The organism is Magnetofaba australis IT-1 (genome assembly GCF_002109495.1).
In the GTDB taxonomy this organism is placed as follows: Bacteria; Pseudomonadota; Magnetococcia; order Magnetococcales; family Magnetococcaceae; genus Magnetofaba; species Magnetofaba australis.
Map to the genome: position 1 here is coordinate 104,311 of NZ_LVJN01000018.1, position 11,433 is coordinate 115,743.

General features: G+C 60.1%; 11 protein-coding genes. 7 read left to right on the forward strand and 4 right to left on the reverse strand.

Going from position 1 to position 11,433, the window contains the following annotated elements; translation table 11 throughout:
* The first annotated feature begins 108 nt into the window (after positions 1 to 108).
* From MAIT1_RS06690 to cobA, 4 genes are all read left to right on the forward strand, one after another.
* Entirely contained in the window at positions 109 to 585 is a 477-nt protein-coding gene (locus tag MAIT1_RS06690) for a cyclic nucleotide-binding domain-containing protein (protein WP_085441521.1), read from the forward strand.
* Between the two features lie 166 nt (positions 586 to 751).
* Positions 752 to 1,516 (forward strand): rhodoquinone biosynthesis methyltransferase RquA, encoded by a 765-nt coding sequence (gene rquA / locus MAIT1_RS06695; protein WP_085442012.1) that lies wholly within the window; start codon positions 752 to 754, stop codon positions 1,514 to 1,516.
* 3 nt (positions 1,517 to 1,519) lie between these two features.
* A complete protein-coding gene (locus tag MAIT1_RS06700) occupies positions 1,520 to 2,485 on the forward strand; it encodes an arginase family protein (RefSeq protein ID WP_085441522.1) in 966 nt (321 codons plus the stop codon).
* Between the two features lie 139 nt (positions 2,486 to 2,624).
* Positions 2,625 to 3,446 (forward strand): uroporphyrinogen-III C-methyltransferase, encoded by an 822-nt coding sequence (gene cobA / locus MAIT1_RS06705; protein WP_241893427.1) that lies wholly within the window; start codon positions 2,625 to 2,627, stop codon positions 3,444 to 3,446.
* Between the two features lie 90 nt (positions 3,447 to 3,536).
* Here the strand turns inward: cobA and MAIT1_RS06710 are convergent, their stop codons facing one another.
* On the reverse strand, positions 3,537 to 4,778 hold the full coding sequence (locus tag MAIT1_RS06710) for an N-acetylmuramoyl-L-alanine amidase (protein ID WP_158089352.1): 1,242 nt from the start codon (positions 4,776 to 4,778) through the stop codon (positions 3,537 to 3,539).
* A gap of 194 nt (positions 4,779 to 4,972) precedes the next feature.
* Between MAIT1_RS06710 and ubiG the strand changes: the two genes are divergently transcribed.
* Positions 4,973 to 5,695, forward strand: coding sequence for a bifunctional 2-polyprenyl-6-hydroxyphenol methylase/3-demethylubiquinol 3-O-methyltransferase UbiG (ubiG, locus tag MAIT1_RS06715; protein WP_085441525.1), 723 nt, complete (start codon positions 4,973 to 4,975; stop codon positions 5,693 to 5,695).
* A gap of 30 nt (positions 5,696 to 5,725) precedes the next feature.
* On the opposite strand, the gene MAIT1_RS06720 is transcribed toward ubiG, so the two are convergent.
* Positions 5,726 to 6,034, reverse strand: coding sequence for a hypothetical protein (locus MAIT1_RS06720; protein ID WP_085441526.1), 309 nt, complete (start codon positions 6,032 to 6,034; stop codon positions 5,726 to 5,728).
* Here MAIT1_RS06720 and MAIT1_RS06725 point away from each other — a divergent pair, their 5' ends adjacent.
* A complete protein-coding gene (locus MAIT1_RS06725; protein ID WP_085441527.1) occupies positions 6,035 to 7,087 on the forward strand; it encodes an RluA family pseudouridine synthase in 1,053 nt (350 codons plus the stop codon).
* A gap of 26 nt (positions 7,088 to 7,113) precedes the next feature.
* On the opposite strand, the gene MAIT1_RS06730 is transcribed toward MAIT1_RS06725, so the two are convergent.
* Positions 7,114 to 7,635 carry a helix-turn-helix domain-containing protein gene (locus tag MAIT1_RS06730; protein WP_085441528.1) on the reverse strand — a complete coding sequence of 174 codons (522 nt, stop codon included), beginning with the start codon at positions 7,633 to 7,635 and terminating at the stop codon, positions 7,114 to 7,116.
* 757 nt (positions 7,636 to 8,392) lie between these two features.
* Between MAIT1_RS06730 and MAIT1_RS06735 the strand changes: the two genes are divergently transcribed.
* Positions 8,393 to 10,297, forward strand: coding sequence for a lysophospholipid acyltransferase family protein (locus MAIT1_RS06735; RefSeq protein ID WP_085441529.1), 1,905 nt, complete (start codon positions 8,393 to 8,395; stop codon positions 10,295 to 10,297).
* A gap of 373 nt (positions 10,298 to 10,670) precedes the next feature.
* On the opposite strand, the gene MAIT1_RS06740 is transcribed toward MAIT1_RS06735, so the two are convergent.
* Positions 10,671 to 11,324, reverse strand: a complete 654-nt coding sequence (locus MAIT1_RS06740) for a type II secretion system protein (protein WP_085441530.1) — start codon at positions 11,322 to 11,324, stop codon at positions 10,671 to 10,673.
* Positions 11,325 to 11,433 lie beyond the last annotated feature (109 nt).

Sequence of the window (11,433 nt, forward strand, 5' to 3'; positions counted from 1 at the left end):
TCCGCATCGGGGATGATGGTAGGCTAACACAACTCGGAACGCCATCCCCTTTCCGGGTTGTGCCTGTGGGTATCCACTTTCCATTCATTCATTATCAGGACGTCAATCATGGTCAACGTGACGCTGGTGCAGCGCGCCAAGTTTTTTGAGGGCCTGTCGGAGACGGAGTGTCGCCAAATCGCCGAGTTCTGCGAGATCAAGGATTACGCCGACGGCGAGCGGGTGTTAGAGGAGAATGGTGGGGCCAAGCGGCTGGATCTGCGCCTGATTATCAGTGGCGAAGTGGCGGTGGGCAAAAAAGCGCTGCCGACCCCGGGGGCCAGTGAAGTGGGTATCTCCGCCATCGGCTCCGAGCTGTATGGCGAGATCTCCTGGCTGCTCAGCACCAAGCCCTCCGCCGGCCTGGTGAGCAAAGGACGCAGTCGGTTTTTGATCGTCGATGGTGAGAAATTCTACTCCTTTTGCGCTGAGAACCCCCAGTTGGGCTTTATGCTCATGGAACGGATCGCTTCGGTGCTGGCCAAGCGCACCTGCAATCTGACCGAGCAGTTGGTGACCAAAGACGCCTTCTCCTTCTCGTTCTAAGAGCGCCAAGGGCGTCAAAAGCCACGCCGCGCCTTGCGTCATCGCGCTTTATCAATCAATAATATTTTAAATACAAAATGTCGCCGCGCCCTGTGTCGGGGCGCGGCGACAAGGCGCTACCATGCGCGGTCTGATAGGCCGCCACGGGTTGAAAATTGGGTGTCTCATGCAAAAAGGGCAGGTCTCCGCACGTCTCTCCGCTTCCGCCCCCGCCGCGTCCCGCTCCTCGGACTCCGCCTCTTCATCTGGGCCTAAAGAGTTGCCGATTCCGGACTATCTGCAAGAGACCTACTGGTGGGCCTACGTCGATCCGCGCGCCGTCACGTTCTTTGAACGTCAGTGGTTGGTCAATCTGATCCTGTGGGGCAACTTCACCCGTTTGCGCGATCTGGCGCTGGCGGTGATGGCGCCGCACATGGATGGCCGCAGCCTGCAGATCGCCTGCGTGTATGGCGATTTTACCCAACGTTTGCTGGCGATGCTGCCCGACTCCGGCGCGCTGGACGTGATCGATGTGGCGCCGGTGCAGTTGCGCAATTTGCGGCAGAAGCTGGGCGCGACCCCGGAGAATCTGACCATCCGTCAGCAGGACTCCACCCAGTTGGGTTACGCCGATGGGGTGATGGACAATACGCTGCTGTTCTTCCTGCTGCATGAGCAGCCGGAGGCGACGCGCAAGCAGACCATCGCCGAGGCGCTGCGGGTGACTAAGCCGGGTGGGCGCGTGGTGTTTGTGGACTATCATCTGCCGCGCCCTTGGCATCCGTTGCGCTACTTTATGCGTCCGCTGCTGGCGTGGCTGGAGCCGTTTGCGCTGGATATGTGGCGCCATGAGATCGTCGACTGGATCCCGGCGGATCTGCAACCGGCGCGCGTGACCAAACAAACCTTCTTTGGCGGCCTGTATCAACTGGTCGTGTGCGAGCGGTGAGCCATGAGTCAGGTCGGCGTCTATCACGGTGAGGAGTTGGCGCGCTACGGGTTCGGCGATGACCACCCGTTCAGCAACAAGCGTCAGGACTACTTCTGGGACGAGGCGCAGCGTTTGACGCTGTCGCTGTTTGTTTCGCACCTGGACCCGGTGATGGCCTCGGAAGCGCAGCTCAACGCCTTCCATTCGCCCGACTATGTGCGCAAAGTGCGCGATCTCTCCGTCAGCGGCGAAGGCTTTCTGGATCGCGGCGACACTCCGGCCTATGCCGGGGTGTATGAGGCGGCGGCGCACGTGTGCGGCTCCGCCATTGAGGCCGCCGACCGCATCATGAAGGCGGAATTACGGCGCATCTTTATCCCCATCGCCGGGCTACACCACGCCCACCCCCACACCGCCAGCGGCTTCTGTGTGTTCAACGACGCCGGGGTGGTGATTGAACATCTGCGCGCCGCGCACGGGGTGACGCGGGTGGCCTATGTGGATATCGACGCCCACCATGGCGACGGCGTGTTCTACGCCTATGAGAGCGACCCCGAGGTGATCTTCGCCGATCTGCACGAAGATGGCCGTTTCATCTTCCCGGGCACCGGCCACGCCGATGAGACCGGCAAGGGGGAGGCCGAGGGGCGTAAACTGAACATCCCGCTGCCGCCCCACGCCGATGACAACGCTTTCTTCGAGGCGTGGCCGCAAGTGGAGGCGATGCTGCGCGAGTACAAGCCCGAGTTCATCCTGTTCCAGACCGGCGCCGACTGCATCGCCGATGATCCCATCACCCGCCTGAACTTCTCGGTCTCGCCCCACGCCTACAGCGCCCGACGCATTTGTGAGATCGCCGAAGAGTTGGGCCATGGCCGCGTACTGGGGTTGGGTGGCGGCGGCTACAATCCGCGCAATATCGCCCAGGGCTGGTGTGCGGTGCTGCGCGCCTTCATCGAGACCCCCATGACGGCGCTGGGCGAGTAGGCCCGCCCACTCTGTGACGGCCTGATTGCGTACAATCCTTCCCTCCTGCGTGCTTTTCGCCTAATATCAGCCTTCCCTGATAAACGTGTTGCGTGCGCGACCGCGTGTTGCGGCGTGGATTTGTGGAGTGGATGCGCCAATGAGAGAGATGTTGGTGGAGAAGGCGGATATCCCTGCTGGAACCGTCTATTTGGTGGGCGCAGGCCCGGGTAATCCGGACCTGCTGACGGTTGGCGCGCTGCGCGCCATCCTGGCGGCGGATGCGCTGGTGTATGACGCCCTGGTCTCCGACGAGATTTTGGAGATGGCGCCCGCCTCGTGTGAGCGCCATTTTGTCGGCAAGCGCGGCGGCAAACCCTCCACCCCGCAGGATGAGATCAACGATCTGTTGGTGCGCTTGGCCAAAGAGGGCAAACGGGTGGTGCGCCTGAAGGGTGGCGATCCGTTTGTGTTTGGCCGCGGTGGTGAAGAGGCGCTACGGCTGGTGAGCGAAGGGGTGCCGTTCCGCGTGGCCCCGGGCATTACCGCCGGGGTGGCGGGGCCGGCCTATGCGGGCATTCCCATCACCCATCGCGGCGTCAACGCCAATGTGGCGTTTCTCACCGGCCATGAGGATCCCCATCGCACCCAGGGCAACTCCATCCCCTCTACGGTGGATTGGGAGGCGGTGGGCGGCGCGTTCCCGGTGATCGTGCTGTATATGGCGATCAAGAATTTCGGCGTCATTTCGCAACGTTTGATCGCGGGCGGGCGCTCGCCGGAGACCCCGGTGGCGGTGATCCGCTGGGCCACTCGCGCCAATCAGCAGACTCTGCTCACCACCCTGGAGAACGCGCCCAAGCAGATCGCCCAGTGCGATCTGCGTCCGCCCGCCATCATCGTCATTGGCGAAGTGGCGCGCATGCGTCAGGAGTTGGCGTGGTTCGATGACAAGAGCATTCAGTGCGCGTTGGAAGAGTAACGCTCTGATGGCTGCGTCATATGCGGTATGAAAAAGAAAACGCCCGCTCGGCTGGGGCCGAACGGGCGTTTTTCTGTATTGAGATGGCGATTACGCCAAGTAGCGGGAAGACTCGACAAAGCGGTTGGCGCCTTTAAACAGTTGTGACGCGATGGCGTGCTGATAGGAGCGTTTGCGCAGCATCCACTCCTCACGCGGGTTGGAGAGGAACGCCATCTCCACCAGCACCGAGGGGATGTCTGGCGCTTTGAGCACCGCAAAGCCCGCCTGTTTGACGTTCTTGTAGTGCAGCTTGCCGCCGGGCACCTGTTTGAGCGAGCTGAGCAGATTCTGCCCCAGGGAGAGGCCGCGATTGATGCTGTCGCGCTGGCTCAGATCCATGAGAATGCCCGCCACTTCGCGGTCCACCACCTTGTCGAGGCTGACGCCGCCGATGAGGTCGGCGTCGTTCTCGCGCTCTTCCAGGTAGCGAATGGCGCGGTCCGGCGAGGGTTTGCCCTTCTCGGAGAGGGCGTAGACCGACATGCCGCGGGCGCTGCGCAGACGGAAGGCGTCGGCGTGCAGGCTGATGAATAGGTCGGCGTCATGGGAGCGGGCGATGGAGACCCGATTCTTCAGCGACACGTAGTAGTCGCCGGTGCGGGTCAGGTGCGCTTCCATCCCCTTTTGACCATTGATCAGGTCCGCCAAGCGACGGGAGACCGAGAGGGCGACATCCTTCTCTCTGGTGCCCTGTTTGCCCACGGCGCCGGGATCTTCGCCGCCATGGCCGGGATCGATCACCACCACGCTCTTGCCGCGGTTGGGTTTCTTGCTCCCAATGGGACGCTCCGGCGTCTGCCGCGCCACGGCGACGTCCAACGACTCCTTGCGGAACAGATCCACCACCAGGCGCGGCCCCTTGTTGCCCGAGGCGGGCAGCACAAACGAGCGCGGGCGCACGCTTTGATTGAGTTCGAACACCGCCCGCGTCACCCCGGCTTTGGGGATGCCGGTGCGGAACGCTTTGACCACCGGATCGCTGATGCGCAGCACGGAGTTGCCGTGGGCCAGTTTGGCGTTGCGGATATCCAGCACCACGCGATCCGGATTTTTCAGCCGGAACAGCGTGTGTTTGACCGGTTTTTCCAGGTCGAACACAATGCGTGAATGGTCTGGCGCGGTCCACATGCGAATATCGGTGATGCGGTTGGGTCGCGGTTTGGCCTCAGCCATGCGCGCTGGCACGATCAATCCGCTGGCGGTCATCGCCATGGCGCCCAATAGCAGGCGGCGGCTGATCGGTTGCATGTGGCCCTGAGGGTCAAAATTGTCCAGTTGGTCGAAGTCCATGGCTGCTCGGATCGCTGGATTCTGTGATATGAACCGTGTTCTCCACTGACCATCGGCGCTATAGTGAGCCGGGTCATTGCGGGGGCGCATCGTCAAAAATTCGATGATGTGCTCGCGCTTTGCCTGGAAATGAGCAAGAGCCGTGCCGGGGATCGTTTCGTTTACCAATCGAATGCATGAAGTGAGGGGCGCCCATGTCCGACGTGGACCAGCAAGAGATCGCCAAATTCGAGTCCATGGCCCATGAATGGTGGGATCCCAGCGGCAAGTTCAAGCTGCTGCATCAGATCAATCCGTTGCGCGCCGGGTATGCGCGCCGGGTGCTGCGCGGCGATGAGTACGCCTCTCTGGAGGGTTTGAAAATTGTCGATATCGGCTGCGGCGGCGGAATCCTGTCAGAGGAGCTGCATGATGCGGGCGCCGAGGTGACGGGATTGGATCGTTCGGAGAAGATCATCGGCGTGGCGCGGGCGCATCAGGCCGACAGCGGCTCGAGCGTGGATTACCGGGTGCAGTCGGCGCAGGATCTGGCGGTGCATGCGCCGGAGAGCTATGACGTGGTGATGGCGATGGAGGTGCTCGAGCATGTGCCTGACGTCACCGATTTCCTCAGCGCCTGCGTGACCCTGCTGAAACCGGGCGGAACGCTCTTCTTCGCCACCTTGAACCGCACCCCCAAGGCGTGGGCGTTGGCCATCTTCGGCGCGGAGAACATTCTGCGCTGGCTGCCGCGGGGCACCCATGAGTTTGATAAATTCATCAAGCCATCGGAGCTGTCGGAGTCGCTGCGCGCGCTGCGCACGCCGGTGCGCGATGTGTGCGGCATGCGCTACGCCATGCTGCGTGATGACTGGGAGCTGTGTGCGGACACCTCGGTGAACTACCTGGGCTACGCGGTTAAAGCGCAGGCGGAGTAATCTGCGCCGTGCGAGTTGGGGCGCTCCGTTTCAGGGCTGGGAGACGAAGCGCAGGCGTCCCACTGGCTGTCCGGCGGCGTTGAGCCGCTGCACATAGCGTTCGCCGTCTGGCAGGCGCACCAGTAGGTCGATGCCGCCCGCATGGCTGGCGATCTGCGTCACTTCGGCTTGATGCGGCAGGGAGACCGCCACATCAGCGGTGGGCAGCGGCGCGGCGCTTTGGGTGGGCGGAGCCGAGGAGCGCGCCTTGTTGGTCATTTTGATAATCAACAGGGTGGAGCCGATGATCAACGCCATGCCGCCGATGATGACAAACCCCTTGATGAACTTCAGATCCATATGAGCGGCTCCTCAGACGCCGATGATCTCCCGCCGTGGGAGGCCGATGAAGACGACGCGCAGTCGGCGGAGTCGTCTGATGTGCGTGTTGTGTCCGCGCCGTTGCCGCCAGCGGCGCAAGGGCTGCGCCTGGACAAGGCGCTGCTGCTGTTGCCGCTGGAGCTCAGTCGCGCCGCTTTACAGCGCTTGATCACACAAGGGCGGGTGGCTCTGAATGGTCAGACCATCACTTCCGCCTCGCATAAAGTCCAAGCCGGACAGCACGCGCGCGTCGAACTGCCGCCGCCGGAACCCTGCCGCTTCGAGCCCGAAGCGATCCCTCTGGATGTGCTGTATGAAGATGATGATTTGATCGTCATCAACAAACCCGTCGGCATGGTGACGCATCCGGGTGCGGGGATCAACCAGGGAACGTTGGTCAATGCGCTATTGCATCACTGCGGCGCGCCGGATAACCCCTATGGTGGGCTATCGGGAATAGGCGGTACGGTGCGTCCGGGCATCGTCCACCGCTTGGATAAAGAGACCAGCGGCGTGATGGTGGCGGCCAAGCACGACGCCGCCCATGTGGGGTTGGCCAAGCAGTTCGAGCAGCGCACGCTCACGCGCTTTTATGTGGCGATTGTGCAGGGGGCGCCGCAACCGGCGCGCGGTCGGGTGGAGGCGCCCATCGGACGGCACCCGGTACAGCGCAAGAAAATGGCGGTGGTGGCGGGGGGGAAGTTCGCCGCCACGCGCTATAAAACCCTGAAAGCATGGGAGCGGCTGAGTTTGATTCAGTGCAAGCTGGAGAGCGGGCGCACCCATCAGATTCGCGTGCACATGGCGCATATTGGCCATCCGCTGCTGGGCGACTCGCTCTATGGGCGTCCGTTTCATGCGCCCAAAGCGTGGCCCGATGCAAGTCGTGAGGCGCTTGAGGCGTTTGCGCATCAAGCGCTGCACGCCGCTGTTCTGGGTTTCACCCACCCCATAAGCAGGGAGGCGCTGCGTTTTGAAACGCCGCCGCCCGCCGATTTCCTCGCACTCATTCGCGCGCTGGATAATCTCTGAAGAGAGGGGCGTGATACGGCGAAGGGTTACGACACCAGCTTGAGCACCCGTTTGATAATGGCCGGGTCCAGGGCGGGGGCGTTGGGCTCTTTGTTCTCCTGGCCGCGGGTGCGATCCACGTTCATCTCCAGCATCAGACGCAGGGTGTCGGCCTTCTTCTCCGCCGCCAACTCCAGGCCGTTCTCCACCAGATAGCTCTCCAGTTCCGCCAAAGCTTGGAACGTCATCACCGCATTGATCTCCGGATAGTCCGGCAGGCCGCCGCCTGGCGCGCTGATGACCGCTTGTGGGCTGGAGTCGCCAATTCCGGTGGCGAGCCAGGAGAGATCCACGTTGGCGGCGGCGGCGATGGCGGCGAGGCGGTCCAAAGTGGGGTAGGTGCTGCCACGAAGATAGTTGCGCAGAACGCCCTCAGAAAGTCCGCACTCGCGTGCAAATCCGCGCACGCTCTCGTTGCCAATGGCCTCGCGGAGGCGCTCGGCGAACTGGCGAAGCGGGTTCGCATACTGCTCTGGCAGTTGCGAAATATCTTTGATTTCCAGACTCATAAAGATCGGTCTTGAGTGTGTGCTGTGGTCGAATTTACTGCGCAGTATGCGCGCAGAAATATATTATTATGTTTTGTCCCGGTTGCTGGCGAAACCTTCATACGGCGTGGTGCGCAAGAATCGGGTTCGCACAGAAATATACATGATATTGGGAGAAATGTGCAATAAATTCTTGCGCTGTGCGTGGATTGCCGCTCTGGCAGTGGCCTGTTGAACATATTTAGCGCTTGTTGCGTGCAAATGAAAAAAAACGTCAAAGCCGCGAAAATGCGCGATATAAATCACTCAAGCAATTGAAAGTATGTATTAAAATGTTATTCAGTAAAGCTGGTGTTAGAGTATAAAGATGTCGGGTTTCTGTCTGTGCTGTGCTTTTTTCGCACAGAGGACACTTTTCTGATAGGGATCGAAGAAATGCCATGATGAGCGCAAAAGAAGCAATGATGGGATGATCATCCGCCCATTTGTTCGTAGAGTGGATCGCCATTGAAGGAGCTGTGGTCACACTTATTCGAACTCAAATACGAAGAGATTTGGCGATTGGGATATGCGAATATTTATGCTGTCGATGTCGGTCGGCGAGCGGACCAAGACAGGATGTTTGCCACCTTGTCATAAATCATGCGAAAACCCGCAACCACATATTCATCTCTCTGGGCTATCAACATGCTGCTGGGATTGCGCGCCGTGAGGATCGTAAGAATCCTCCAGCGCTGCGTCTCCTTTGTCAGCCATAAAGATAACCAGGAGAAGAACAATGCACGAGGAGAGTGGGCAAGGGAGCGACTTGACCGCGCTGGATACTCTATTGAGTAAGAAGATGGCCAAACCCCTGGCAAAGGGGCTGGCCAAAACATTGGGGCCGATTCTGGCCATCAATAAGTTCGAGCGTAAACGGCACGAGTTGCTCAAGAGCGCGCAGCCGGAAGAGTTTCTGGAAAAGGCGCTCAAGGCGTTGACCAAATCGGTCAAAACACGTGAGGGGGAGTTGGCGCGCATCCCGCGTGAAGGCGCGGTGGTGGTGGTGGCCAACCACCCTTACGGGGGCATTGAGGGGCTGTTGCTGACCGTATTGCTGCGCGCCGTGCGTCCCGATGTGAAGTTTCTCGCCAACTCGTTTCTCAATGCCCTGCCTGAATTTCAGGACTATCTGATCTCCGTGAATCCATTTGGCGGCAAAGAGGCGGTCAAACAGAATACAAAGGGGGTCAAAGAGGCGCTGCGTTGGCTTAAGGGGGGCGGTATGCTGGTGATCTTCCCGGCTGGGGAGGTCTCCCATCTACAGCTCAAACCGCTGCGCGTTTCCGACCCGCAATGGGATGTGGGCGCCGCGCGCTTGGCGCGCAAAACCGGGGCTGCTGTGCTGCCGATTTTGATCCAAGGCGCCAATGGTCCACTGTTCCAGTTGGCTGGGTTGGTTCACCCCCGTTTGCGCACTGCGCTGCTGCCGCGCGAAATGCTCAATAAAGGCGATAAAGAGATTCCGTTGCGCATTGGCGCGCCCATCCCGGCGACGCGCTTGGCGCGCTACGCCAATGACGATGAGGCGACCCGCTATCTGCGTTTGCGCACCTATTTGCTGGATGCCGATGAGCGCGGGGTGGCGGAGCCAAAATACCTGGGCGCGCTGAAAAAAGGGCGTAAGGCGAATGTGGCCCACGAGCCCATCATCGCCGCGGTGGATCCGGAGATTCTGCTGCATGAGGTGAACGCTCTGCCAGAAGAGAACACTCTGATTCGCAATGGCGCGCAGCGTGTGGTCTTTGCTGATGCCGCACAGATTCCGATGCTGTTGCAAGAGATTGGTCGCTTGCGCGAGGTCACCTTCCGCCAGGTCGGGGAAGGCACGGGACTCTCCATTGATCTGGACCGCTTTGACGCCGACTACGTGCATCTGTTTGTGTGGAATGACGACAAGCGTGAGGTGGTCGGGGCCTATCGCATGGGGCGGCTGGATGAACTGATTGCCGTGCGCGGCGGCAAGCGCCGTCTCTACACCAGCACGCTGTTCAAATTCAAAAAACGGTTCCTGAAATCCTTGGGGCCTGCGTTGGAGATGGGGCGCTCTTTCGTGCGTCCGGAGTATCAACGCAGCTATGCGCCGCTAATGCTGTTGTGGAAGGGGATCGGCCGCTATGTGGCCGCACACCCGCAGTATCGCTATCTGTTTGGCCCGGTGAGCATCACCACAGAGTACGCACCCATGTCGCGGGAGTTGATCGTTAACTATCTGCAGTGGAACAGCACCCTGGGTCAGCCGCGCAGTTTAATCAAGGCGCGTAAGCCGTTTCGCTTGAAAGGGGTGAAAGGGATTGTGGATCCCGCCGCCATCAGTGTGTTGGGTGATCTGGATGATCTGTCCGGCGTGGTCACCGCCATTGAGCAGGATGGCAAAGGGATTCCCGTGTTGTTGCGTCAATATCTGAAACTGGGCGGCAAACTGGCCGGGTTCAACATCGACCCGGCTTTCAGCAATGTTCTGGACGGCTTGATCTTTGTCGATCTGTTGGAGACCGAGCCGAAAACGTTGATTAAGTATATGGGCGCGCAAGAGGCGGAGAAATTCCGCGCCTATCATCAGCGTAACGCCTATGCCCCGGTGGTCAGCGCAGAAGGCTCCCTGGAGCATGGTGTCGACTCCTCGCGTGAGGTGATGCATTAACCCGGTTGGCTAGGCTGCGTTCAACGAACCTGCCAACAGCGATTTCTGATCACGCTCCAGCAAACTGGAGCGGGATTTTTTTTGTCAGAATTCAACGTATGGCAAGCGCGACGTCACTGCTTGAGTGAACTGAGAAAGAGCGCATCGGCGCAAAAATCTCTCTTGCAGACGCGGTCTTTGGCGTCCTCTGCGCGTCTCTGTCAGTCGTGGTTTTGGGAGAGAGAGTTAAGTGGCGAGGCGTTGGCGCGACGGAGATGCGCGCAGCGGTGTGTGGAGGCGTCAGAGTGTGTGATTGAGGCTGAACAAAAGAGAAGGGCCCCAGAAAATTCTGGGGCCCTTCTTGTGTTGCGTCTAACTGATCAGGTCAGTCAGATTACTGCTGCATTTTCCACCAGCAGGTGGTGGTGGACACGTCGTCGGCTTCATCGCCTTGCCCGGTGTCGGTGGCGGTTTGGTTGTTGCCGGTGGAGCCAGCGTTCAGGTTGAGTTCGCAACGGAACACGCCGTCAGCATACTGGACCAGACCGTCGATGGAGGAGTCCAGAGCGGAGTACAGAGCGGGAGCAACGCCCTGGATACGCATCAGGTTGCCCACCAAGGTGCCGCCAGCGGTGTTGGAGGAGGTGGCTTGGTGCTCGAAGATGACTTCCAGAGTGACCGGCTCGCCCTGCGAGTTGAAGTACAGGTACTGGTACTCATGGGTGCCGGACTGACCGCGAGGCACTTTGATGCCCAGGTTCTCGAAGCTGGAGACCATGGCGGACTGGGAGGCGGAGGTTTTACCGCTGGGGCTGTCCACGTTGTCACCAACCACAACACCGGTGCGCTCGTAGTACTGACCGTAGGCTTGCGCCCACTGGCCGATGAACTTGTTGGTGATTTTGCGGTATTCGGAGTTACGTTGCAGGTCTTTACCGATGGAGACGGCGCCGAGGATCAGGCCGATGACGACCAGCACGATGGCCATTTCCATCAGGGTGAAGCCCTTTTCAAAGCGGCTTCGGATGGCGTTAACATGTTTGCTCATCTGTTTGGCTCCTTACAAGCGATACGAGATAGTGATTTAGTGTCTTTGGGCGACGTCACAATATAATTAACGAATAGGTCCCCCAACACTCCTTGCCCCATTGGTGGGC

What these genes read in the sequence shown, in the direction of transcription:
- MAIT1_RS06690 (WP_085441521.1), top strand. Translation starts at nt 109, where the DNA reads ATGGTCAACGTGACGCTGGTGCAGCGCGCCAAGTTTTTTGAGGGCCTG.
- rquA (WP_085442012.1), top strand. Translation starts at nt 752, where the DNA reads ATGCAAAAAGGGCAGGTCTCCGCACGTCTCTCCGCTTCCGCCCCCGCC.
- MAIT1_RS06700 (WP_085441522.1), top strand. Translation starts at nt 1,520, where the DNA reads ATGAGTCAGGTCGGCGTCTATCACGGTGAGGAGTTGGCGCGCTACGGG.
- cobA (WP_241893427.1), top strand. Translation starts at nt 2,625, where the DNA reads ATGAGAGAGATGTTGGTGGAGAAGGCGGATATCCCTGCTGGAACCGTC.
- MAIT1_RS06710 (WP_158089352.1), bottom strand. Translation starts at nt 4,778, where the DNA reads ATGGACTTCGACCAACTGGACAATTTTGACCCTCAGGGCCACATGCAA.
- ubiG (WP_085441525.1), top strand. Translation starts at nt 4,973, where the DNA reads ATGTCCGACGTGGACCAGCAAGAGATCGCCAAATTCGAGTCCATGGCC.
- MAIT1_RS06720 (WP_085441526.1), bottom strand. Translation starts at nt 6,034, where the DNA reads ATGGATCTGAAGTTCATCAAGGGGTTTGTCATCATCGGCGGCATGGCG.
- MAIT1_RS06725 (WP_085441527.1), top strand. Translation starts at nt 6,035, where the DNA reads ATGAGCGGCTCCTCAGACGCCGATGATCTCCCGCCGTGGGAGGCCGAT.
- MAIT1_RS06730 (WP_085441528.1), bottom strand. Translation starts at nt 7,635, where the DNA reads ATGAGTCTGGAAATCAAAGATATTTCGCAACTGCCAGAGCAGTATGCG.
- MAIT1_RS06735 (WP_085441529.1), top strand. Translation starts at nt 8,393, where the DNA reads ATGCACGAGGAGAGTGGGCAAGGGAGCGACTTGACCGCGCTGGATACT.
- MAIT1_RS06740 (WP_085441530.1), bottom strand. Translation starts at nt 11,324, where the DNA reads ATGAGCAAACATGTTAACGCCATCCGAAGCCGCTTTGAAAAGGGCTTC.